Below are 22,255 nucleotides of genomic sequence, written 5' to 3'. Positions count from 1 at the left end.
GGGCACAGAGGCGAAGTGGCTCATTGGCTGGGGGATTTGCGGCGGGAGCCGGCCGGCTTGCGAGTGCCGCTAGAGCGTCGGGTGCTGCCGGAGCCGGCTTCCTTGCTTGTGCCGGTCTTGCTCGTACTGGTCTTGCTCGTGCCGGTCTTGCTGCGTCGAGAGGTTCCGCTCTTGCGCCGCGCACCATTGCCCTTGCGTGCCCCGGAATTCTTGCGCGGTGTCGCGCCACCCACACTGGCCAGCGCAGCGCTCAGGCGGCTGGCCGAGCTGTCAGCCAGCAGGGCACGCAGGTCATCGACCAGCTCGCTCAGAAAAGGCGCTGCCGGATCGCCCTGCTCGTGAATCATGCTCAGGCGCTGCTCCCACAGGGCGGTACGTTCGGGGCGGGAGACGGCGTCCGGCAGCGCATGGATCAGGGCGCGACCGATACGCGTGGAGCGCATGGCCTGGCCATCGCGCACCAGGTAGCCGCGATTGATCAGTGTCTCCAGCATGCCCGCACGTGTCGCCTCGGTGCCCAGGCCATCCACATCACGTAACGTCCGGCGTACCGCGTCATCTTCCACGTAGCGGGCGATGTTCATCATCGCCTGTATGAGACTGGCATCATTGAAGGGCTCCGGCGGGCGGGTCTCCTTCTCCTCGATACCGCAGTCGAGCACGCAGGCCGGCTCGCCTTCCTGCAAGGCGGGCAGAGGAGGCGGGGTCTTGTCGTCTGCCGGGGCCTTGTCGTCGGATGCCTGTGCCGCGCGCTGGAACAGCACCTTCCAGCCTTCGTCGATGACGCTGCGGCCACTGGCGCGGAAGGGCTCCTTGGCGAAACGCAGCTCGACCTTGACCTCACGATAGCGGTAGGCCGGATAGAACTGGGCCAGCACGTTGCGGGTGATCATGCGATAGAGGTTGGCTTCGTCACGCGACAGGCGTGCGTAGTCCGGCTCGCGCCCTGTCGGTGCCAGGGCATGGTGGGCGCTGACCTTGGCGTCATTGAAGGCGCGTGAGCGCAGGCTGAAATCCGCGCCGCCACTGAAACGCTCAAGCTCTTCATCGCCACTGCAGGCACTGATCATCAGATTGGCCATGCCGGCATGATGCTCGCGCGGCAGGTAGCGACAATCGGAGCGCGGGTAGGTGATCAGCTGATGTCGCTCGTAGAGGGCCTGGCAGGTGTCGAGCACCTTCTGGGCCGGCAGGCGATAGCGGCGAGCGGCATCGACCTGAAGCGCCGAGAGCGAGTAGGGCAGCGGCGAGGGCTGGGACTTGTCGCTGGCCTCGACGCTCTCGACGTGACCATCGCCCGGGGTCTTCAGTGTCGCCAGGTGGCGGGCGAGGCGCTCGGCGGGGCGGCTGTCCAGCAGGCGGCCCTTGTCATCCAGTGGCAGTCGAGTGCCCTTGGCCGCGAGTCGTTGCAGCCACGGGGAACTGGGGGCATGCCACCAGGCCTTGAAGCTGCCGGTCGCCACGCCGGCCTCGATCCACAACGGGAAGAAGGCACGCGGCTCGAAGGCCTCGATCTCCTCGTCGCGACGCACCACCAGCCCCAGCAGCGGTGTCTGCACGCGCCCCACCGACAACACGCCATCATGGCCGGCCTGACGGCCCGTCAATGTCCAGGCACGTGTCAGATTCATGCCATACAGCCAGTCGGCGCGCTGGCGGGCCAGCGCGGCTTCGTACAGGGGTTGCCAGCGCTGATTGTCATCCAGCTTGTCGAGGGCACGCGTGACGGCGGGGCGGTTCATGTCGCTGATCAACAGGCGTTTGACCGGCCCACGCCAGCGCATGTGCTCGAGCACTTCCTGCACCAGCAACTGGCCTTCGCGATCCGGGTCGCCGGCATGTATCACCTCGTCAGCCAGCTTGAGCTGTTCTCGAATGGTCTTGAGCTGGCCGCGTGCCTGACTGCGTGGTTTGAGTTTCCACTGTGCTGGAATGATCGGCAGGTGATCCAGTGACCAGCGCTTGAAGCGCTCGTCATAGTCGTCCGGCGGCGCCTGTTCGAGCAGGTGGCCGATACACCAGGTGACGCGAGTGTCTCCGGCATCGATATAGCCGTCGTGCTTGCTGCTGCGCCCGGGCAGGGCCTCGGCGATGGCGCGGGCGAGGCTGGGCTTTTCGGCGATGATCAGGCGCATCGGTCATCCTGGCGGTCAGTGGCACGTTGCATGGTGATCCATACAGTATGCCGCTGGCACGGCGCGGGGATCAATCGTCGTCGAGGGCACGGCGTGCCTGGACGAGCGCACGATACCAGTCGCGGTTGGCGGTCTGGATCAGCGGCGGGCGGTTGGAGAGGTAGCTGATCGGGTGGTGATCCGCCGGCTGGTAGTTGCTGAGCATGTTGAGCGTCGCCTCCCGCGCCCCGAAGGTGTCGCGCAGGAAGTCGATCGCCAGCGGTTCCAGTTCAACGCGATAGTGACGCACCAGCGCGATGGCCAGCGATTCGGCGGTACGTGACAGGTCGTCGTCGATCTCGCGCACCATGGCACTGCCGAGTGCCGCCTTGGCGGCGGCGGACTGGTTGGGCTCCAGCTGGCCGAAGTAGGCGGCATTCGAGCCATTGATGGCGCGCTGGACGGCCGGGCGTGAGAGGTGGATGTGCGGTTCGAGCGCCAGGGCGATCTCGATCGCCATGGCCTTTGCCTTGTCGACGCCGACGCGCAGGATCGTCTCGCGGGCCTGAGAGGCGATCTCGCTGTCGACCCGCTTGATGTGGCTCTTGCTGAGGTGATCCGCCAGGTGCTTGCAGACCTCCGCCTTGGCCTCGTCATCCAGCGCAATGGTCTTTTCCTGGATGCGCAGACCGCGCCGCCCCGGCCCGACACGCAGGCGCGTGGCATCGTCGGACATCTGCGAGGAGATATTCTCCCAGCGCTTGGACATCTTGAGGAAGACGGCGTGGCTGCGACCGACCTGCTCATAGGCACTGGTGACCGTCTTGTAGAGGCGAATGGCGTTGGTGAGGATGTCGGCGCGCGTCCGCAGGGCGCTGCGATGTTCACGGTCACCCTCGTTGACGGCGATCGCCAGGTGCGTCACCTGCTCGGCGAGCGCGTCCATGGCCTGGGTGGAGCGCTCCAGCAGTACCTCGGCCCTGAGCCCGGAAGCGGCATCTTCCACCAGAGTGCCGGACTGCTCCGCCAGATAGACCGTCAGCGCCTTGAGGCGTGAAAGCCCCGTCGCCTGGCGGATGCGGTAGCGGGAACGGGCGTGCTCGAGATTGTCCAGCGTGCGAGCCAGCTTCCAGCGTCCACGATATTCGAAGGTCAGCAGCGGGATCTTGCGTCCGCTGATCAACTCGAAGGCCAGGATCAGCATCTCCTCCACGTCCTGCATCGTCATCAGCAGGTCGTTGTCCTGCTCGATGGCGGCCAGCACACGCTCGATGAAGTTCTCGTCACGAGGCACGCCCTTGTGCAGATCCGGCGCTCGGCCCTCGAAGCGCTCACGCAGCAGGCCGATGGCCTCGGGCGCCAGCTCCGCCAGCTCATTGAACTGGGGCTCGAGCCATTCGCGGTTCAGGGTGTTCATGTCGCGGATACGGGCGTGCAGACCGATGCGACGATAGACGTCGATCTGACTGATGATGCGGGCGGCGTCACGATCATCCAGCAGCTCCAGCGCCGCCAGTTCCACGCCTTCCGGTGCGAGATCCTGCTTGCGCAGCAGCATGGCAGCGGCTTCGCGGCGACGGGCATCGCCTTCCAGGCTCTCGACGATCAGGTTGCGCGTGGCGAGGATCAGCTCAGGCACGGTATCGATGACGCGCTCGATCTTGGCCTCGGTGCGGTCATAGCGGCGAGAACTGGTCAGGTTGTGGGCGATGTTGGCCACGATCCCCGCGACACCGGTGATGACGGTGTAGGAGATGAAGAAGATGTAGTTCTCGAAGGTGGGTTCCTTGCCATACCCGAGCAGATAGCCCCCCCAGGCACCGATCAGCGTCACCGGGCCGGCCGTCCACAGGATCTGCATCAGGCTCACTGACCATGGCACGCGCTCGACGGCCTGGGTGATGCGGCGAATCTCGTCCCGGCCTTCACGCTCAAGACGCACCTGGGGTGCATCATTGGCAGGGTTGGCGCGGGGACGAAAGAGACTCGGCAGCAACAAGACAGACTTCCTTCAATCAATGGGGCACGTCCGCGAGACGCGGCATGGGCTTGCGGGGCAGGCAGGGGCAGCGCAAGGGATCGCTGGCGAAAGGCGCTGCTAACAGTAGCACTGGCGACCCATTTCGCTCCAGTGAGCGGCACGCCGTCACGCGCCTGACCATGCTAGAATTTCGCCGCGGCTGACAGCCAGGCGTAGGCCGCCAGTTCATCAGTTCAGATGCTGCAGAGACATCGAATCGCTCAGGAGGTCGTGTGGAACAAGTCGCAGTAACGGGGGCGCCAGTAGGGGAAGGGGGGCGCGCCGGGGATGTCGTGCTGCTGGACGGCGGCATGGGGCAGGAGCTGGTGCGTCGCAGCGGTCGTGAGCCGACACCGCTGTGGTCCTCCCAGGTCATGCTGGATCAGCCCGAGCTGGTGCGTGATCTGCATCTGGATTTCATTCGTGCCGGCTCCCGGGTCATCACGCTCAATACCTATACGGCCACGCCCCAACGCCTGACGCTGGCGGGAGTCGGCGAGACCATCGGCGCCGTGCATGCGGCCGCTGGCAAGGCGGCGCGGGATGCCATCGCCCTGAGTGGCGAGACGGATATCCGCGTGGCCGGTTGTCTGCCGCCACTGGTCGCGACCTATCGGCCCGATGTCGCACCGGATCAGGAAGAATCGCTGGCCAGTTATCGCACCCTGGTGGCGCTGCAGGCGCCCTTGGTCGATGTGCTGCTCTGCGAAGCGCTGTCCTCGCATGACGAGGCGCAGGCCGCCGCCACTGCAGCGCTGGAAAGTGGCCTGCCGGTGTGGGTCTCGTTGACCGTGAAGGACGATCTGAATGCGACCCTGCGCAGCGGTGAGCCGTTGGCGGACACCGTCGCCATGCTGGAAGCGCTCGGCGTGGATGCCATTCTGATCAACTGCAGTGCGCCGGAGGCCATTCAGGGCAGCCTTGACACGCTGCTTGGCAGTTCGCTGCCGGCGGGCGCCTATGCCAACGGCTTCACGTCGATCGCGGCGCTCAAGCCCGGCGGTACCGTCAAGGACCTCAAGGCGCGCGAGGATCTCGGGCCCGAGCAGTATGCGGCCCATGCGCTGGGCTGGGTGCAGCGGGGACTGCGTATCGTCGGCGGCTGCTGCGAGGTCGGCCCGGCGCACATCGCGTGCCTGTCCGAGCAGCTCAAGGCGGCCGGTCATCGCTGTGTCTCCCGACTGGGGGAGTGAACGATGAGGCGTGAGGCATCATCGTGATAGACTCCGCCTCCTGCTTCGCAGGCCCCGTCGGGCGCCATGTCCGCGGGGCCGTGAAACGTTTTTTCTAGGGAGATGCCATGCTTGCCGAGTGGGTCGAACGGCTCTTGAGTTACGCCAGTGGGGCACTTGATGCCATCCGCTCTGATGAATCCTTTCCTGCCTTCATGCAGTGGGCGCATTCGGAGGGGGTGAATTACAGCGGTGGTGATGAGGCGCTGGCGGTAGCACTGGCACCGGTGCTGTGGAGCCAGACGCCGCTGGTACGCCTCGATTTCGCCTGCGAGCCGCTGGCACCGCCCGGTCGCAACGAGCCCTGCTGGTGCGATTCCGGCCGCAAGTACAAGCAGTGCTGTGACAAGGTCCAGTTGCCGCCGATACCGGAGCACCTGATGTGGATGCTGTCGCTGCGCGAGTTCAAGGGCGAGCAGCTCAAGGCCGCATTGGCTTCGCGGCTCGCGCCGGCTCAGGCGCTGCTGGAGGCGGGACTGATCAGTGCCGAGGCCGGTAGCCGCGGGCGTGCCCAGCAGATCATGGAAGCGTTGTTTGACACCAGTGACTGGTCGCGCCTTCCGGAGCAGGCCGAGCCTGGCTTCGAGCTGCTGCTGGATCTCTATCAGGAGCGCGGCTTCACCCGCAAGAAGGCCCTGTTGCTGGATGAGGTGCTGGAGCGTGGTCCCGCCTTCCTGCGCGGTGTGGCACTGGAGCATCAGTGCCTGCTGCATCTGGACAGTGATGACCTCGGCTCGGCGCGAGCCGCCTTCGTCCGCGCGCAGCAGACCCTGCCGGACTCGCCGACGCTGGCCTATATCGAAGCCATGCTGCTGCTGCATGAAGGGCAGCCGGAAGAGGCGCAGGAACGTGCGCGCTTCTGGTGGCGGCGTCTCTCCAAGCAGAAGGATATCGAACCGGGGCAGCTGGAGTTCCTGGCTGACCTGGCCGAGAACCCGCGTGCGACGCTCGCCGAGCAGATGGTCAATTCCGACGAGTCACTCTCGGATTCACTGGCCTCGCTGCAGGCGTTGTTCGAGGTGATCGAGCACCCGTCGCGTCTGGCGCTGGAGACTCAGGACGACGGCAGTCTGCTGTTTCGTCAGAATGCCGAGCAGGCGGTGACACTGGGACTCTGGGAAGCGGTATTCCCGGCGCGGATCGAGGAAGAGGCAGCGCTGGCGCTGGATGTCGACCCGTGGGAGACCCAGGACCCCAACGAGTGGCTGCAACAGCTGTGTGCCAGTCCCGAATGGCTGGATGTTCCTGCGGTCTGTCAGGGATTGATCCTGGCGCTGGCCAGTCGTTTCGGCAGTCTGCCGTGGATGTCGGACACCTTCTTCGTGCCGTTGGCGCGTCGTTTCGAGCGCTGGCTCGACCAGATCGAACAGGCCGGCGGCCTGCTGCGCTGGGAGGATGGTGACAACGCCCAGTTGCTGCGTTGTGGCCTGGGACTGGTGATCGGCATGGAGCGCGGTGAGCGCGAGCGCTCACGTCAGCTGGCGGAGCGCCTGCTCAAGCTGGACGAGGAAGACAGTCTCGGTCTGCGCGAGCTGGTGCTGGATCAGCTGCTGCGCGAAGGCCGCGATGATGAGGCCGTCACCCTGGCGGAGCACGATATCTCACGCCGTGCCCTCGAGGATGAAATGCCGTTGCTGGGCATTCTGATGGGGCATGTGCTGGCACTCTATCGTCTGGGACGTCAGGCGGATGCCGAAGAGGCACTGGTGATCGTGCGCGAGGCCAACTCCCATCTGATCAGCCTGCTGGTGGCGGAGCACCCGCGACCGGTGAGTCTGGCGGTGGAAGCGCCGGAGCCCGGCACGCGAGGCGAGGCCTGGCAGTATCGCACCCTGATGCGCGATCAGTGGAAGCGCAGCGAAGGCGCGCTTGCCTGGTTGGCCAAGCACCGCTGAGCCGGTGTCAAGGGTCGCTCATGCTGCCTGACGAGTGATCGCAAGCGCTCACATGACATGGCCTCGTGTGCCAAGGTCCCGTATGACGAGGCCCGAAGGAAAAAACCCCGCAGTGCTTAGGCACTGCGGGGTTTTTTGTGCCTCGCCTCGTATCGTGAGGCGGGCTCAGGGGGATGCGTGTAGGGGGGCGATCACTGCTGCTTGCCTTGCTGGCGCAGCCGCCAGGCTTCCCGCAAGGCTGCGCGCAGGCCCGGGGTCTGCCCGACCTGAATAGCCTCCAGCGTCGCGGCGAAGGCGTCCGGTGTGGCACGCCAGTCAGGGGGCTGGAGAGCCCCGGCGCTGCTGACGCCGACTCGGTCCAGCGGGGGCGGGGCATGTTCCGGCAGTATGCCCAGCAAGCGCATGTGACCGTTCTGTACCTGGCGCAGACGATGCACGAGCGCCTTGTGGCGCGCTCCCAGAGGCCGGACCGCCACGCTGATCAAGCCGGCCAAGAGACGTTCCTGCCATTGAGGGCGTGCCGGGTTGCGATAGGCCACGCCACGCTGAGAGGCTGCTCCCGCCTGGCGTCGGTCCTTGAACCAGTGGGGGGCGCGCTCATCGAGTGCCTCCCCTTCAAACAGGATGCCGGCGGTCATCTGTTGACCACCATGCACACGGGTGAAGGGCAGGATGACGCAGTCCTCGAGCATGGCGCCTTCTTCCACATAGCTGCCCTGCTCGACACAGCACCGTCCCTGCAGCAGCACGCCGGGCTCCACATGGGTGGTGATACCGGCAAAGCCTCCGCTGAGGCGCGATTCATCCAGGCGCGTCGCGCCGGCGGCATAATAGACGTGGTGCAGGTCCTGCTCGCCGGGCTGCACACCGCGCTCCCCATGGGGTGACAGGCGTGTGTCGTCGGTCGCCAGAGCCTGCATCACCAGAGCGTGGTAATGCGACAGCGAGCCCAGCAGGGCTGGCCCCAGCCGGGAGTTGTCGCGCACATCACGCCAATGCAGTCGGCCAAGGGCCGGGTCCTTGAGAGAGGATGGCAGGCAAAGCGGTGCCTCAAGCGTCATGGCCAGCTCACTGATGTCCAGACTGTCGGGCATGAACCACTCCGGCATCAGCAGTACATCGGCGCGCAGTACCGGGGCGGGCAGGGCCGCCATGGCCCCGAGGCGCTTGAGCTGCTCACGCGGGTCGCGCTCCCCGGGCATCGGCAGGATGTCGAGCTCGATCCCCCAGCGTGAGCCATCGGCGAGTCGTGCCCGGAACCATTCGGGGTCACGGGCGATGATCAGACTGATATGCGTCACGCCGCGCCCGACCAGCAGATCGAGATTGCGTTCCAGCACGCTGCGGCCGGCGATCGGCAGCAGGGCCGGAGAATAACGGCGGTCAATCGGCGCGATCTCCTGACCGAGGCGGTCTGCCAACAGGATCATATGCATCGCAGACCTCCTTGGCATGCATCGTGAGAGTGACGCGCTGCAGGGCGCGTGGCGAGGTGGGTATCACGCATCAATAGGCTCCGCGACTGGTCAGGACGGCAGGAATCGTGCGCAACAGCAGCTTGATGTCCTCCTTGATGCCCTGACGGTGCAGGTAGAAGAGATCCAGATGAATCTGTTGCTCGAAGGACAGATCGGAGCGTCCGGACACCTGCCACAGGCCGGTCAGTCCCGGCGTGGCATCCAGGCGCATGCGGGCGCGAGCCTCATACAACGCCACCTCGCGGGCGAGCGCGGGGCGCGGCCCCACCAGCGCCATCTCGCCGCGCAGCACGTTCCACAGTTGCGGCAGTTCATCGATGGACAGCTTGCGGATCACGCGTCCCACCCGCGTGATCCGCGGGTCCTGCTTCATCTTGAACAGCACACCGCCCTCACTCTCGTTGGCGGCCTGCAGTTCACGCAGGCGCTCTTCCGCGTCGATATACATCGAGCGGAACTTCCACAGCTTGAAAGGCTTGCCATGCCGACCGATGCGCTCCTGTCCGAACAGGATGGCCCCGGGGGATTCCAGGCGAATGGCCAGCAGAGTGCCCAGCAGCAACGGTGACAGCACCATCAGCACACCGCTGGCGCCGACGATGTCCATCGTGCGGCGTGCGCGTGGGGTCAGCCAGTTGCTCACTCGCCATCGAAAATGTCGCCAGTTGGAGCGTGACTTCATCCACAGGCCTCGGCCGGGGATGGCCTCCTCGCCATACTTGCGCACGCTCAGCAGGAAGCTCGGATTGCCAAGCACATAGCGCTTGAACATGCGGCGTGGCTCCATCAGCAGACGCCAGGCCCACTCCATGCCAAGCTTGCGCACGACACCTGGCGCACGCGGAATGCGTTGGGAATAGAAGTCGAACAGACCGCCGACGCCCATCACCACTGGCACCTGGAGGCGCTCTCGGTGTGCAGCGATCCATTTTTCCTGAGCGGGCACGCCCATCGCCACCAGCAGCAGGTCAGTGCCCTGATTGATCTGTGCCAGAACGTCCTCGATGATTTCCGGCCCGATGAAACCATGGTGCACGCCACTGATCTCCAGATCTGGCCAGCGCTCCTTGAGTTTCTCCGCCATCCGCTCGGCGACGCCTGGCGCGGCCCCGAGCAAAAACAGCCGCTTGCCATCCGCGACCAGCATGTCGCACAGATGCGGCAGCAGGTCGGTGCCATTGAGGTTGGCTTCCAGCTCCTGGTCGAGCATGCGGCAGGCCAGTTTCACGCCACTGCCATCCGGCAGCAGCAGGTCGCTGTCATGCAGTACCTGCAGGTAATAGCGATCATGCTGTGCCACGTTCAGGCAGTGCGCATTGACGAAATTGACCGTGCGCGGCTGCGGGTCGCTGATCCAGCTCTTGAGCAGGCGCAGACAGGTCTCGAGACTGGTGTTGACGAAGGGCACGCCCAGCACCTTGACGTGTGGCAGTGTCCTGACGTGCTCAGTGGTGAAAAGCGTCTGATCGATGGATTGACTCATCATGGCGACTCCGCTTCGTGAGCGTCCTGCTGGCGTTCTGGCGTGACGGACCGGGGGCGTGGATCATTGTCGATCTTCTTCTTCTGGGCCTTGCCGATGATGCCCTGGGCGAGCCCTTCACAGCGCAGATAAAGGCGCTCGGGCATCACGCGCAGCATCAGTGCGGCGCCTGCCGTGGCCGCGGTACGGCCGAATTCGGCCTTCCAAATGCCTGGCCAGGCCTTGATGGCGCGGCGGACATAATCCCAGGCGGCCTTGCCGTCACGCAGTCGAATCGCCTGGCGTGCCAGATAGCGCAGCTGGTAGGCCTGGGCGCGGGGATACCATTGTTCGATGAAGTCGGGCGCATAGGCGCGTGTCAGCTCGACGATCGCCAGCCAGCTCTGGTACTGGCGCTCCAGCTGTGCGGAAAGCCCGCCTTCATTGAGGCGGTAGCGGGTCAGCGGCTCGGGAATGCCTTCCACCGTGGTGCCGGTCTTGAGGGCGATGCGTGTCCAGCACTCGATGTCTTCGCTCTGACGCAGGCTTTCATCGAAGTAGCAGGGCAGCACGCCACCTCCCTTGACCTCGCAGTCGAAGGCGATGGCCTCGAGAATCTCGCGGCGGATGACTGGCGCCGAGCCATTGCCCACCGGGTTGCGACAGAACAGCAGCCCCGGCGTGATGTCGGTCAGGCTTGGCATCTGGTAGTAGTCCAGCGGTGCGCCGTCGGCATCGATGAAAGCCGAGCGCGAGAAGGACAACCCTACCTCGGGGCGTGCCTCGAAGTGCTCGCGGTGGCGCGCAAGTTTCGCGGGCTCCCAGATGTCATCGGAGTCGAGGAAGGCCAGATAACGGCCCTGTGCGGCGCGCACGCCAGTATTGCGCGCCCCGGCCAGCCCGCGATTGACCGGATGAGAGATCAGTGTGATGCGCGGGTCGTCATAGGCTTCGCAGATCGCCCGGCTGCCATCGGGGGAGCAGTCATCGATGATGAGCAGTTCAAGATCGCCATCCTCCTGCGCCAGCACGCTGTCGATGGCGGCCGTGACGAAACGTTCGACGTTGTAGATCGGCATGATGACCGAAAAGGTCGGGGTCATGGTCTGGCCTCCTGGACGTCCCTGTCTGGGGAAAGCGATGCGGTGGATGCTGCGTGAGGTGTGTCTGGCGAGTCTGGTGGCTGGGTCGATGTATGTGTCATCAAGCCGTCCTGAGTGAGGATCAGCCGGCGTGTCCACAGATAGCCGGGCAGGGCGGCCAGGCTGATGCCGACCAGAATGCCGGCCGCGACGCCGTTGATGCCGAAGGGCACGCCAGCGAACATGCCGGCGCCGAGCATCAGCGTCATGAAGATCTGCAGCTTGAGGTCTGCCCCGGGCATGCCCTGGGCGCGCAGCAGCTGGCCGCAGCTGTCGAGCAGGATGCGCGGCAGGGCGGAGAGGCAGATCAGGATCAGGATCGGCAGGGCACCACGCTCGACCCAGGCCTCCCCGAACAGGATCGGCACGTACCAGGGCGCCAGCAGGCTCTGGGCGATGATGGCGGGCACCGCGACCAGCGCGAACAGGCGCATGCCGTGGTGCATGCGCGCCAGTCGCTCACGCGAGGTCATGTCGCCACACAGCTGCGGGAAGATGGCGGTGGAGTAGGCGCGCAGGAGGCCAAGGCTGATACCGAGTCCGGCATTGAAGGCAAAGAAGTAGACCCCGAGCACGTCCATGGCGAACAGGGCGCCGACCAGCAGGTAATCCATCTGCTGACGCAGCACCGAGACCACCTCGACGCCCATCATCGGGCGCGCGAAGCGCATCAGCGGCCGCGACCACAGCGTAGAGGGGCGCTCATCGATGCGCCATGACTCGCACCAGCGGTAGCTCAATGTCCAGATGGGCGTCACGATCAGCTTGGGCAGGATCAAGGCCCAGAACCCGGCTCCCATGGCGGCCAGCAGCATCACGCCGAGTGCCTCGCCGATGCTCTGGCCCATCTCGATGCGGGCCGTGACGTGCAGGCGGTTGCTGCGCAGAATGCGCGCCGCGTTGATGGCGGCGGGGGGCAGCATCGGGAAGATCAGCGCCAGCGCCATCAACGGCAGGGTCAGATCGGGAGCGTCATAGAGGTAGGCCAGCAGCGGGGCCAGTGCCATCTGCAGCACCATCAGGCCAAGGCACACCACCCAATTGAACCAGTAGGCATCGCGGCACAGACGCTCATACCCGTCGCGACCGGCCTGTACCAGGGCAGGCACCACGGCGGCATTGGAGATGGCGTGCATGATCTCGTGTGCGGTGAGCACGATGGCGGCGATACCGAAGGATTCCGGCGCGATCATGCGTGCGGCCACCAGGGTGGCACCCAGTCGGGCGATGCGGTGAACCCCTTGCGACATGCCCATCCATGCCAGGTTGCGGATCAGTCGGCCATTGCCGCCTTCTCCGCCACCTGACAGGCGTGTCCTGAGTCGCGTGATCACTCCCATCGCCTGGCTCCCTGCCTTGTCGTGCCCTGTGCAGGCATCTGATCTTGTCAGTCATGCGGATTGATGACTTGTGTCGCCACTCTAGCGCAATGGACTGATGAATTGGCGTGATCTGACGCAGTCCTGTTCCACTATCGGGTCATTTCGCTGCATCACCGTTGCCTGCGCTGGCGGGGTGGGCATCGGGCTCGGGATGAGATGCCTCCACATCCACCGGCCCCCTGTTGTGGATATGCCCCTCACTGGCGGGCAGGCTCGCCAGCTGGTGTGCCTTGCCGATCAGGATCAGCCCCGGCCAGATCAGATAGGCCAGGATCTCCAGGTTCTCGCCGAAGGAGTAGACGAACAGCAGCCCGACCATGATCAGTCCCAGCTGCACGACAGGCCGGCCGACCACGAAGCGCAGCAGATGCAGCAGGCTGACCAGCATCGGAATCAACAGCGCGAACAGACCGAAGATGCCCTTGACGAACAGCAGTCCATACCAGCTGTGGTGCGAGCCGATCGGCATGTACTCCACCAGGTGCGGGCCGCGCTCGACGATGCCGTGGCCGAACCACGGCGCCTCGTTGCGCCAGCGGTCCACCGCGATGCGCCCCAGCGCGGCGCGCACGCGGGTCGAGTCCGCCCGTGAGCCCTTGAAGGCGGCGATGAAATTGTCGATGGCTTCCAGAATCGGCGCGCCGAGAAAGCCGCCGATCAGACTCGCGCCGGAGAAGCTGAACCACAGCCACGGCTTGTGCAGGCGCTTGAGCAGGAACATCCCGGCGCTGATCAACACCAGCGACACCAGCGCCATGCGCGAGCCGGACATCAGGATCATCAGCACGCTGCCACCGATGCCGATCGCCTTCCATATCGGGTGCTTTTCCAGCAGGGCGCAGGCGAAATAGATGCTGGCGACGAAGCCCACCGCCGGTGCCCAGGGGGTGAAGAGTCGCCAGCGTGGCATGCCGCTGCCGGGGTCGATCTCGTAGAGGGAAACGGCGAAGAATTCCGGTCCCGGCCCCCCGATGGCCTGCAGTGGCGAGACGAAGGGCACCTGGGGCAGCCCTGCCAGCCAGGCGCCGACGAACACCGGCAGCAACAGCATGGTATGCAGGCAGACGTGCATGGCCGCGCGGATGATCACCGCCGGGCGGATCGCCAAGCAGCCGATGATCGGGAAGACCGCCAGCAGCGCCCAGCCCTTGGCCCAGCCGATGGAGGACTTGATCAGCTTGCCGGTGCCCAGACTCTCGATCAGATGGCCGGCCAGCAGCGAGAATTCCATCACCAGCATGCCGATGATCCATACCCACAGTGGCCAGGGGAGGCGCGGAAAGCGTTGACGGCCCTTGAGGTGCAGCCAGGCGGCGCGCATCACCAGAGACCAGGCCAGCACCGGGGCCAGTACGTAGAGTCCACCGATCAGGTAGAACAGGTAGGTCGCGGTGATCGAGAACCAGATGATGCGCTCTTCCGGGGTCTCGGGGCGGACATCCGCCTCTGGCCCGGCCTTCAGGGAAAACATCGGCGGCTCACACGCTTTGCTGCAAGCGCAGCAGGTAGGGTTTTCTGATCCACAGGAGGATCAGGCCGATGATGCTGAAGACGCTCGCGGCCAGCGCACCGACGATGGCCAGCTTGATGCCCAGCGAGTCAGCCTTCTCGGGCAGTGGCGGCGGGTCGAGGATCTGCAGCATCGGGTAGCTGGCGAAGGGGTCGATCTGGCCGATGTCGATCTTGGCCAGTGCCGTGGTGTAGACCGCCGTGGCGACCTGTTGCTCGCGCAACAGGTCCTGCAGCTGGGCCGCCTTGGCGACACTGTTGTCCAGTCGTTGCTGCCGGGCTGCCAGGTGGGCGCGTCCGGTCTCGAGCTCGCTGATCACGCCGCGCCGCTGGGTGTCCAGGGTGATCAGCTCACCGACCAGGCTGTCCTGATTGGCATGGCCGGACGCGGCACGCAGTGCGCTCTGGTTGCGCGAGGTCTGGCGGGGCAGCAACTCCCGCATGCGTGAGGCCAGCGAGCGTTCCAGTGAAGCGAGCCCCGCGGCCAGATTGATGACTTCCGGGTTGCGCTCGCCCCATTTGCCGCGCGCTTCATCGAGACTGGCTGCCTGCTCCGCTGCCTGCGTCAGCAGCGCCTGGTAGCGAGCATCACGCTGCAGTGCGATCACGCCCCCCGCCTGACTGGCATCGAGCCCCAGTCGGCTGGACAGGGTGGCGAGGCGGGCGTTCAGCGCCGACAGCTCGCCATCCCGCATCTCGAGGGTGTCCTTGAACTCCTCGACACTCAGTGTCAGCTCCTTGAATTGCTCCATGGAGACCAGGCCTGACGTGGACTGGAAGTCCAGCAGCTTGCGCTGGGTGTCCTTGAGCGTGCGATCGTAGGTCTCGAGCGAGCGACGGATGACGGCTTCGCGTCGCGCCTGTTCATCGTTGCGCAGCTGTTCGATCACCTCATTGAAGGCATCGATGTGCGCATTGGCGCGTTCAAGCGCGGCCCTGGCGCTCGGTGCGCTGGTCTGGAAGGCGATCAGGGCGGTCTGGTCGGTCAGCTTGATCTTGGGCTTGGCGTAATCGTCGGGATGCATGTCGACCGTCCTGGCGGCACGCTCCAGCACGGCAGGGCTCTCGGCGATGGCGCGGTAGTTGACCTTGGGGTCCAGCGAGGAACTGGAATAGGACGAGTTGGCGCTGGTGCTGGCCTGGCCGATGCTCTCGAAGTTCACCGAAAGCCCCGAGCCGGTACCCGGCAGGATCATCGTCCAGCTGGTGGTATAGGTGACGGGTGCCACGGCGATGAAGGCGATGGTCAGCCCCCAGATGACACTCAGGATGGCGGTGGTCAACAACAGATAGGCCGCGCGGCGGGTGCGCGGGCGCATGCTGGAGCCACGAGCTGCCCAGCCCAGCAATACGCCAAGCATTCGACGCCCCAGTGAGGGCTTCGCCGTGTCTTGCGGCGTGTCGGGTGAGCGGGACTCTGTCATGCACATCCTTGTCGCGTGGTAGTGATCAGTTGCCTTCCGGCAACGCACAGGCGAAGCGTTACAGCAGAGTGGCCGGCGTCAGCAGGTCCGTCAGCGTTCTGGCGATATCCCGGATGTTGGTGACACCTGAGTCATAGCAGCCGACGACATCTTCCGGCATCAGATACGGATTGACGCCCACGTCCGCTGGATTGGCCAGCAGGTCGTCGATGCCGCGATCCACCACGACCGGTTGATGCGTCATCGGATTGGTGCTGACCAGCACGGCGCGTCGCGAACCGGACGTCGCCTGGATACCACCGACACAGTTGGCGTTGATCACCCCCTGCAGCATGCGCACGCCGTAAGGCACCTGGGAGCGCAGCACCGTGTAATTGCTGACATTGTTGTTGTTGGCCGGTGTGGTCAGGTTGGAGGCATAGATGACGATGCCCGGCGCGGTGATGGGGGACGGGCGCATCAGCGCTGCCTGGAAGGCACCGCTGGAGGGCACATGGATGCGATCCCCTTCGCGCAGCCAGGGGTTGGCGGCATATTCGCCATCGATCAGGCCGCGCATGTCGAGAATCTGTGTCTGGTTGTCGCGAATCAGTTCGACGTGGCTCAAATCCGCGTCCGGCCGCACGCCGCCAGCCGTGGTCAAGGCCGCTGACAGCCGCCGTTGCTGGCTGGCATCGCCTCCGGCAAAGTCGCGACGCACCATGCGCTCTTCCGGTTCGCGGGCATTGACGACGGCTTCGCCCGGGAAGAACACTGCCCCGGAGACGGCGACCGCCAACGGCGCCCATTCCTCGAGACGAACGCTGACATGGGCCAGCCCCGGGCGGATCAGCTCTTCCTGTATCAGACGCTCGGTGATCTCACGTGCCAGGGCATCGATGGTCTGGTTGGAGGCATCGACCGGCGAGAGCCAGGGCAGGCGCAGACGCCCATCGTGATCCACCTCGTAGCTGCCATCGAACAGCTCGCTGCCGGCGACCCTGACGTTCACTCGATCGCCGGCGGCCAGGCGCTGGTCATCGCTTGCAGGCCGATGGGAAAAGTGATCATCGGCCTGCGGCGTGGGCAGCTCCAGTGGCCAGTAGGTCACCTGTTGCCAGTGCTCTTCGGCCGGGGTGTTGTCCAGCATCAGCGGTGTGCAGCCGCTGATCAGACCGGCGAGCATGGCAATCCCCGAAAGGCGGCGTGAGACTTGGGTCCATGAGGTGAGGCGTGCCAGGGAAGACGTCATCAGGCTACCTCGCGAGAAGACCCTGACGCGTGGGCATCCGGCACCAATAGCGGGTCGCGCTGATAGTAGATGTCGAAGAGTTCGAACAGGCGCACGCGTTCCAGCTCGGTCTGCATGATGGGAGAGGGTTCCACCACGATCAGAGCCTGCGGTGACAAAGCATCATGCAGGCTGACCAGCACGGAAAGTCCGTCGGCATCGATGGCTGTCACATGACTCAGATCCACTGCCAGCTTGCCGGTGTGGTCCGGGATCATCGCGAGCATCTCCTGGCGGAAATAGCGCGCGACCTCGCCTGTCAGCTGAGCCGGCGGCGTGATCATGATGCCTTCGTCAATTCTGGTGGTGATGGGCATGGCGAATTCCCTGTGCCTGCCGTCACCGGCTGGCGCCATGTCGGGCCTGCGGTGCGACTTGTTATCTTTATGCACTATGCCGCACAAGCATCGTTTGCCTATCGTCGCGGTGTCAACGACATGACGGGAATTGTCTCAGTCCTGACTGATGAGATGTCTGGTTCCTTCTCCTTTCTTCACCCTTCCTATCTTCCTTTCTTTCATCCTTCCCTGCTTTTCTCTTCTTCCGGCTCAGCCTGTCGACGGCCCAGACCGTTCAGGGAACTCGTCTCTCAATCTCCCGACATCGCTGGCGCCTTGTGGGGCGTTGCCAGCATGGCTCCCCAATGACGGAAGCGCAGCAGCAACAACAGCCCCGGGATGGCGGCCAGGGTGCAGATCCAGAAGAAGCTGTCCCAGCCGGCGGCATCGGCCAGATAGCCCGAGGGGGCGGCGATCACCACACGTGGCAAGCCCATGATCGAGGAGAGCATGGCATATTGGCCGGCGGTGAAACGCTTGTCGGTCAGTGCGCCCATGAAGGCGATGAAGGCGGCGCTGCCCATGCCGGCCGCCAGGTTCTCGAATGCCACCACTCCGGCAAGCCAGGCCAGCGAGTCACCGACGTGATGCAGCCAGATGAAGCCGGCTGTGGACACCATCTGCAGGATGCCGAACCACCACAGTGCACGGTAGATGCCGATTCGCATGATCATCAGGCCGCCGAAGAAGGTGCCTGCCAGCAATGGCCACAGGCCGAACAGCTTCACGGTCGCGCCGATCTGTGAGTTGCTGAAGCCGATCTCCTTGTAGAAAGGCGTCGTCAGATTGCCCGCCACGGAATCGCCCAGCTTGTAGAGCAGGATGAACAGCAGCAGCCAGATGGCTCCATCACGTTTCATGAAATGGCGGATGGGGTCCCAGAGGATCTCGTGCAGGTGATGGGCACGCGGCGCTGCCTGTGCCTCGGGTTCCGGCGCCAGCAGGGTCACCAGCATGCAGGCTCCCAAGGTCGCGGCCATGATCAGGTAGGTCATGCGGAAACCGATCATGTCCGCCAGCACCAGGCCACCGGCCGAGGCCATCAGCATGCCGATGCGATAGCCATAGACATAGAAGCTGGAGCCCAGCCCCAGTTCGTTGTCCGGCAGATGCTCACGTCGGTAGGCATCGATCACGATGTCCTGGGTGGCACTGAAGAAGCTGACGGAAAGCGCGATGGCCCCCATGGTCAGCGGCGACATGTGGGGGTCCTGCAGGGCAAGCAGCGCGATCAGCGCGGTCAGGGCCAGCTGCGCGATCATCAGCCAGCCGCGTCGCCGCCCCAGTGCGGGCGGCATGATGCGATCCAGCAAGGGGGCCCACAGGAACTTGAGGGTATAGGGCAGGCCGACCAGTGCCAGAAGGCCCACGGCGTCCAGTGATACGCCGGCATCCGTCATCCAGGCCTGCAGGACACTCCCGGTGAGCAGCAGCGGCAGGCCTGAGGCGAATCCCATCAGGAACGTGATACCATGACGGCCAACGAGTAAGCGTAAATCCTTTGAAGTCAAAGCCTTGCCTGTCCTTGCAGAGAGTGTATCCGCGCGGGAGTCGCGCGTGACCCATGGCCATGCGCCACATGCATCGTCAATGGCGGGATTGTCGCACTGCCTGAGCGCAAGGGCCATGCATTGTCCTGAGGTGCCGCTGACCATCAGCTGGCTGGCGTGGTGAAAGGCTTGCGTCGGGCCCCTGTGGGCAGGTAGGCAATGAGAGGTCATCATGAGTGAAGTCCGAGACACTGCCAAGGCGCACTGGTATCTGATCCAGTGCAAGGGTGGAGAGTCCTTCCGTGCGGCGGAGAACCTCACCAATCAGGGATTTCACGTCTTCCACCCCCTGCTGGAAGTGGAAAGAAAGCGCGGCAGCAAGCTGCGCTGGGTGGAAGAGCCCCTTTTCCCCTACTACCTGTTCATCCGTCTGGATCAGGTGGACGACAACTGGCGCCCGATTCGCTCGACACGTGGCGTGCTCAAGCTGGTCAGCTTCGGCACGACCCCGACGCCGGTCCCCACCTCGCTGGTGGAGGCGCTGATCGCCAATGGTGAGCAACGCCAGGAGCAGCCAGCCGAGAACCTCTACTTCCGTGCCGGCGAGCAGGTCGAGATCATCGATGGGCCGCTGAGCTCGCTCAGTGGTGTCTTCGAGAGTGCCAAGGGCGATGAGCGCGTCATCGTGCTGCTCAATCTGATCAATCAGCAGCAGCGCGTCGAGCTGTCCAGTCGTCAGCTGCGTCGTCGCGAATCCTGAGTCTCGGTGCCTGCGCCCTCCGGGGAGGGCGTGAGCTCACCGCACTTGTCATTTCTGGAGTTGTTTCATGTCGATTACCGTTCAGCAGGTGGTCAGCCTGCACTACACGCTGCGTACCGCAGATGGCACCGTCCTGGACACTTCTCGTGATCGGGAACCGATGGATTATCTGCATGGCCACGACAATATACTTGCCGCTCTGGAATCCGCGCTTGAAGGTTGCAGCGTCGGCGACAGCAAGGTCGTCAACCTGACGCCGGCGGAAGGCTTCGGTGAGCGGGATGAGGGGCTGGTCCAGTACTTCGGGCGTGATGCCTTCGGCCCGGGGGAGCTTGCACCGGGCATGCGCTTCCAGGCGCGAACTCCCGAAGGGCAGCGCTCGGTGACCGTACTGGAAGTCGGTGATCAGCAGGTCAAGGTCGATGCCAATCATCCCCTGGCCGGTCAGGCCCTCAGCTGGGATGTCGAGGTGCTGGAAGTGCGCGATGCCACTCGGGCCGAGTTGGCAGCAGGCCATCCGCTGGGGCTTGAGGTGAGCCATACCGAAGTGGAAGACAAGAAGGTGCGTCGCTGAAGTCGCGCTGATGCCGCATGCCGCATGTCGCTTCAGGGGTCTCCCTGTCGCTGATCAGGAAGGCGCTTTCGATGATGATCGAAGGCGCCTTCTTCGTGTCTGGTCTGCTGCGTTTCGGGTCTGCTGCGTGTCATTCCGGGACGGATTCATGGGAGCGAAGCGCTCATGAATTGACGTGGATCATGAAGGCAGCGGCATAATGCCACCCAGGCTCACGAAATTGACGCATGTCATCTTCGCCTGCCGATGATCGCGATAGAGTGCTCATGTCGAGACGGGCGGCGTACGAGGATGCCGCATGGGGCATCATGCTTCGGGGAGATACTCTTCGAGGTATCGGAAAGCGGCGCAGGCCACCGTCTGGTCAGGGAGAAGTTGCAGGGCGTCGGTTGCCGGCAGAGGCAGGCGCTTGAGGAAGCCCCTTGGGGAAGGGGAAAGCCAGGGATGGCTTTACTGCCAGAATCGGGCATGCAGGTGCCCGATTCACCGTCAGGGGAGGGGGAAACCCCGCTGGCCGGCCTTCGGGTCGGCTTTTTTTCGTGGCAGGAAAGCAACGCCTCATGTAAGCCGTGCTTCTCGGGCACCGTCGTGTTGACCCCGACGATGAAGCAGCGCCGCAGGAAGTCTGCGGCGCTGCTTTTGTCGGAACTCCCCTGCCGCTGGCCAGGCTGGTCTTTCGCCGGTGGATTTTCACCACCTGCAGGGTGGCGGGAGTCGAGACCTTACCTCGGCCGTCTTGGTCAGCTCTGGTTGCTGGTGATCTCCCTGGGCGTCGCCTCACCGGATGTCTTGACCTTCGGCGCGGCCTTGTCGCTGACCGGCTGACCCGTCGTTATGGCGCTGTTGCCGGTCTTGTCGAGCGTCAGTGTGGTCTCCATGCGTTCGAGCGTGTTGGCACTGATGCCCTTGACCTCAGCCAGCTGATCGACGCTGGTGAAGGGGCCATTGGCCTTGCGCCAGGCGACGATGGCCTGTGCCTTCTTGTCACCGATGCCCTTGAGCTGAGTCAGTTGCTCAGGGGTGGCGGTGTTGATGTTCATCTCGGCAGCCTGCGTCAGAGGGGTGAAAGCCATCAGGCCTGCGACGACGAGTGATCCCATCAGAGTTTTCATGAGCTTTTCCTTGTTTCATGATGATTGTCGGGGCGTCTGGTCGGGCCGTGATGCCCTGTGCCCAGCACGTGAATCACTGTGGCTGAAGGATGAGTTTTGTAGTCATTAAGAATTAAACGATTCCTCATCCCTGGGGCCGCTTCAGCGCTCAACGCGCGAAAGTGCTAGCGCGAATAGCGAGCTGATTCGATTCGGCTTTCTCTGAGCTTACAGGTGCGTTGGTGGGCGCTATAATGTTGCCCCGAGCCCATGACCCCCTGTCATCGCGCCTAGTCTCATTGCCCGGAGCCCGGATGCCTGCCACGACTTCCCCCCTGATCATCGCCCTCGATTACCCGGATATGGCCGCCGCACTGGCCATGGCGGACCAGCTGGATCCGACGCGCTGCCGCGTCAAGGTGGGCAAGGAGCTGTTCACGCGAGTAGGGCCGGACATCCTCAAGGCGTTGCATCAGCGCGGCTTCGAGGTCTTTCTGGATCTCAAGTTCCACGATATTCCCAATACCACCGCGCAGGCCGTGCTGGCGGCTGCCGAGCACGGTGTCTGGATGACCAACGTGCACGCCGGTGGTGGCGCGCGCATGATGGAAGCCGCCGCCAGTGCACTGGCCACGCGCCAGCTCGAGACGCGCCTGATTGCCGTGACCGTGCTGACCAGCATGGAGCAGAGTGATCTTGCGGGTATCGGTCTGGATGTCACGCCACTGGCCCAGGTCGAGCGTCTGGCGAGCCTTGCCCAGCAAAGCGGCATGCACGGTGTGGTGTGCTCGGCGCGCGAGACACCCAGTCTCAAGGCGCTGTGTGGGCCGGACTTCCTCAAGGTGACGCCCGGTATCCGCCCGAGCTTTGCCCAGGCCGGTGATCAGCGACGCACCATGACGCCGGGCGAGGCAATGGCGGCTGGTAGCACCCACCTGGTGATCGGGCGTCCGGTCACTCAGGCCGAGAATCCCATGGCAGCGCTTGCCGCCATCGAGACGGAGCTTGGTGGCCGGGCGTAAGTCAGCGCCCGAGGGGGTGTGAATCGCGGGGTGTCACTCTCGAGATAGGCCG

Annotated in this window: 17 protein-coding genes; 5 read left to right on the top strand and 12 right to left on the bottom strand. The window is 64.4% G+C overall.

The features are described from left to right. Nucleotides 1–20: 20 nt before the first annotated feature. Together QD172_RS05115 and QD172_RS05110 are read right to left on the bottom strand one after the other, a co-directional pair. Nucleotides 21–2,135 carry a DNA topoisomerase III gene (locus tag QD172_RS05115; RefSeq protein ID WP_279855167.1) on the bottom strand — a complete coding sequence of 705 codons (2,115 nt, stop codon included), beginning with the start codon at nucleotides 2,133–2,135 and terminating at the stop codon, nucleotides 21–23. 70 nt (nucleotides 2,136–2,205) lie between these two features. Then, nucleotides 2,206–4,113 (bottom strand): hypothetical protein, encoded by a 1,908-nt coding sequence (locus QD172_RS05110; protein WP_077371752.1) that lies wholly within the window; start codon nucleotides 4,111–4,113, stop codon nucleotides 2,206–2,208. A 254-nt stretch (nucleotides 4,114–4,367) separates the two neighbouring features. Here QD172_RS05110 and QD172_RS05105 point away from each other — a divergent pair, with 254 nt between their 5' ends. After that, nucleotides 4,368–5,327, top strand: coding sequence for a homocysteine S-methyltransferase family protein (locus tag QD172_RS05105; RefSeq protein ID WP_279855166.1), 960 nt, complete (start codon nucleotides 4,368–4,370; stop codon nucleotides 5,325–5,327). Nucleotides 5,328–5,434: 107 nt separating this feature from the next. Continuing rightward, the gene (locus tag QD172_RS05100; protein WP_077371759.1) at nucleotides 5,435–7,261 is read left to right on the top strand and encodes an SEC-C domain-containing protein; all 1,827 of its coding nucleotides are present in this window, start codon (nucleotides 5,435–5,437) and stop codon (nucleotides 7,259–7,261) included. 191 nt (nucleotides 7,262–7,452) lie between these two features. On the opposite strand, the gene QD172_RS05095 is transcribed toward QD172_RS05100, so the two are convergent. The 9 genes from QD172_RS05095 to QD172_RS05055 all read right to left on the bottom strand — a co-directional run bounded on the left by QD172_RS05095 (nucleotide 7,453) and on the right by QD172_RS05055 (nucleotide 18,723). Next, nucleotides 7,453–8,697 (bottom strand): hypothetical protein, encoded by a 1,245-nt coding sequence (locus QD172_RS05095; protein ID WP_279855165.1) that lies wholly within the window; start codon nucleotides 8,695–8,697, stop codon nucleotides 7,453–7,455. A gap of 70 nt (nucleotides 8,698–8,767) precedes the next feature. Continuing rightward, nucleotides 8,768–10,225 carry a WecB/TagA/CpsF family glycosyltransferase gene (locus QD172_RS05090; protein WP_279855164.1) on the bottom strand — a complete coding sequence of 486 codons (1,458 nt, stop codon included), beginning with the start codon at nucleotides 10,223–10,225 and terminating at the stop codon, nucleotides 8,768–8,770. Then, entirely contained in the window at nucleotides 10,222–11,304 is a 1,083-nt protein-coding gene (locus QD172_RS05085; RefSeq protein WP_279855162.1) for a glycosyltransferase family 2 protein, read from the bottom strand. The genes QD172_RS05090 and QD172_RS05085 overlap by 4 nt, the downstream gene beginning before the upstream one ends. Then, nucleotides 11,301–12,683, bottom strand: a complete 1,383-nt coding sequence (locus QD172_RS05080; protein WP_279855161.1) for an oligosaccharide flippase family protein — start codon at nucleotides 12,681–12,683, stop codon at nucleotides 11,301–11,303. Before QD172_RS05080 ends, QD172_RS05085 begins: the two co-directional genes overlap by 4 nt. Before the next feature lie 139 nt (nucleotides 12,684–12,822). After that, nucleotides 12,823–14,196 carry an O-antigen ligase domain-containing protein gene (locus tag QD172_RS05075; RefSeq protein WP_279855160.1) on the bottom strand — a complete coding sequence of 458 codons (1,374 nt, stop codon included), beginning with the start codon at nucleotides 14,194–14,196 and terminating at the stop codon, nucleotides 12,823–12,825. 7 nt (nucleotides 14,197–14,203) lie between these two features. Then, entirely contained in the window at nucleotides 14,204–15,658 is a 1,455-nt protein-coding gene (locus QD172_RS05070; protein ID WP_279855159.1) for a hypothetical protein, read from the bottom strand. A 58-nt stretch (nucleotides 15,659–15,716) separates the two neighbouring features. Continuing rightward, nucleotides 15,717–16,889, bottom strand: coding sequence for a polysaccharide biosynthesis/export family protein (locus tag QD172_RS05065; protein ID WP_279855158.1), 1,173 nt, complete (start codon nucleotides 16,887–16,889; stop codon nucleotides 15,717–15,719). Further along, complete coding sequence (locus tag QD172_RS05060) at nucleotides 16,889–17,245, bottom strand: STAS domain-containing protein (protein ID WP_279855157.1); 357 nt, start codon at nucleotides 17,243–17,245, stop codon at nucleotides 16,889–16,891. Before QD172_RS05060 ends, QD172_RS05065 begins: the two co-directional genes overlap by 1 nt. 272 nt (nucleotides 17,246–17,517) lie before the next feature. Next, on the bottom strand, nucleotides 17,518–18,723 hold the full coding sequence (locus tag QD172_RS05055; RefSeq protein ID WP_103751364.1) for an AmpG family muropeptide MFS transporter: 1,206 nt from the start codon (nucleotides 18,721–18,723) through the stop codon (nucleotides 17,518–17,520). 265 nt (nucleotides 18,724–18,988) lie between these two features. Between QD172_RS05055 and rfaH the strand changes: the two genes are divergently transcribed. Beyond that, on the top strand, nucleotides 18,989–19,516 hold the full coding sequence (rfaH, locus tag QD172_RS05050; RefSeq protein WP_279855156.1) for a transcription/translation regulatory transformer protein RfaH: 528 nt from the start codon (nucleotides 18,989–18,991) through the stop codon (nucleotides 19,514–19,516). 67 nt (nucleotides 19,517–19,583) lie between these two features. Then, nucleotides 19,584–20,090, top strand: a complete 507-nt coding sequence (locus tag QD172_RS05045; RefSeq protein WP_077371771.1) for a peptidylprolyl isomerase — start codon at nucleotides 19,584–19,586, stop codon at nucleotides 20,088–20,090. Between the two features lie 740 nt (nucleotides 20,091–20,830). Here QD172_RS05045 and QD172_RS05040 read toward each other — a convergent pair. Next, on the bottom strand, nucleotides 20,831–21,202 hold the full coding sequence (locus QD172_RS05040; RefSeq protein ID WP_084209188.1) for a helix-hairpin-helix domain-containing protein: 372 nt from the start codon (nucleotides 21,200–21,202) through the stop codon (nucleotides 20,831–20,833). A gap of 293 nt (nucleotides 21,203–21,495) precedes the next feature. Between QD172_RS05040 and pyrF the strand changes: the two genes are divergently transcribed. Then, nucleotides 21,496–22,203 carry an orotidine-5'-phosphate decarboxylase gene (pyrF, locus tag QD172_RS05035; RefSeq protein ID WP_084209187.1) on the top strand — a complete coding sequence of 236 codons (708 nt, stop codon included), beginning with the start codon at nucleotides 21,496–21,498 and terminating at the stop codon, nucleotides 22,201–22,203. The last annotated feature ends 52 nt before the right edge of the window (nucleotides 22,204–22,255 follow it).

The sequence above is a fragment of the Cobetia sp. 10Alg 146 genome (assembly GCF_029846385.1).
GTDB lineage: Bacteria > Pseudomonadota > Gammaproteobacteria > Pseudomonadales > Halomonadaceae > Cobetia > Cobetia marina.
This window is presented reverse-complemented; position numbering and strand designations above follow the sequence as displayed.

Bases quoted from the DNA above. Each gene is read 5' to 3' on its own strand.
- QD172_RS05115 (WP_279855167.1), bottom strand. From the start codon at position 2,135: ATGCGCCTGATCATCGCCGAAAAGCCCAGCCTCGCCCGCGCCATCGCC.
- QD172_RS05070 (WP_279855159.1), bottom strand. From the start codon at position 15,658: ATGACAGAGTCCCGCTCACCCGACACGCCGCAAGACACGGCGAAGCCC.
- QD172_RS05085 (WP_279855162.1), bottom strand. From the start codon at position 11,304: ATGACCCCGACCTTTTCGGTCATCATGCCGATCTACAACGTCGAACGT.
- QD172_RS05065 (WP_279855158.1), bottom strand. From the start codon at position 16,889: ATGACGTCTTCCCTGGCACGCCTCACCTCATGGACCCAAGTCTCACGC.
- QD172_RS05095 (WP_279855165.1), bottom strand. From the start codon at position 8,697: ATGCATATGATCCTGTTGGCAGACCGCCTCGGTCAGGAGATCGCGCCG.
- QD172_RS05055 (WP_103751364.1), bottom strand. From the start codon at position 18,723: ATGGGATTCGCCTCAGGCCTGCCGCTGCTGCTCACCGGGAGTGTCCTG.
- QD172_RS05100 (WP_077371759.1), top strand. From the start codon at position 5,435: ATGCTTGCCGAGTGGGTCGAACGGCTCTTGAGTTACGCCAGTGGGGCA.
- QD172_RS05060 (WP_279855157.1), bottom strand. From the start codon at position 17,245: ATGCCCATCACCACCAGAATTGACGAAGGCATCATGATCACGCCGCCG.
- pyrF (WP_084209187.1), top strand. From the start codon at position 21,496: ATGCCTGCCACGACTTCCCCCCTGATCATCGCCCTCGATTACCCGGAT.
- QD172_RS05045 (WP_077371771.1), top strand. From the start codon at position 19,584: ATGTCGATTACCGTTCAGCAGGTGGTCAGCCTGCACTACACGCTGCGT.
- QD172_RS05090 (WP_279855164.1), bottom strand. From the start codon at position 10,225: ATGATGAGTCAATCCATCGATCAGACGCTTTTCACCACTGAGCACGTC.
- QD172_RS05075 (WP_279855160.1), bottom strand. From the start codon at position 14,196: ATGTTTTCCCTGAAGGCCGGGCCAGAGGCGGATGTCCGCCCCGAGACC.
- QD172_RS05080 (WP_279855161.1), bottom strand. From the start codon at position 12,683: ATGGGAGTGATCACGCGACTCAGGACACGCCTGTCAGGTGGCGGAGAA.
- QD172_RS05040 (WP_084209188.1), bottom strand. From the start codon at position 21,202: ATGAAAACTCTGATGGGATCACTCGTCGTCGCAGGCCTGATGGCTTTC.
- rfaH (WP_279855156.1), top strand. From the start codon at position 18,989: ATGAGTGAAGTCCGAGACACTGCCAAGGCGCACTGGTATCTGATCCAG.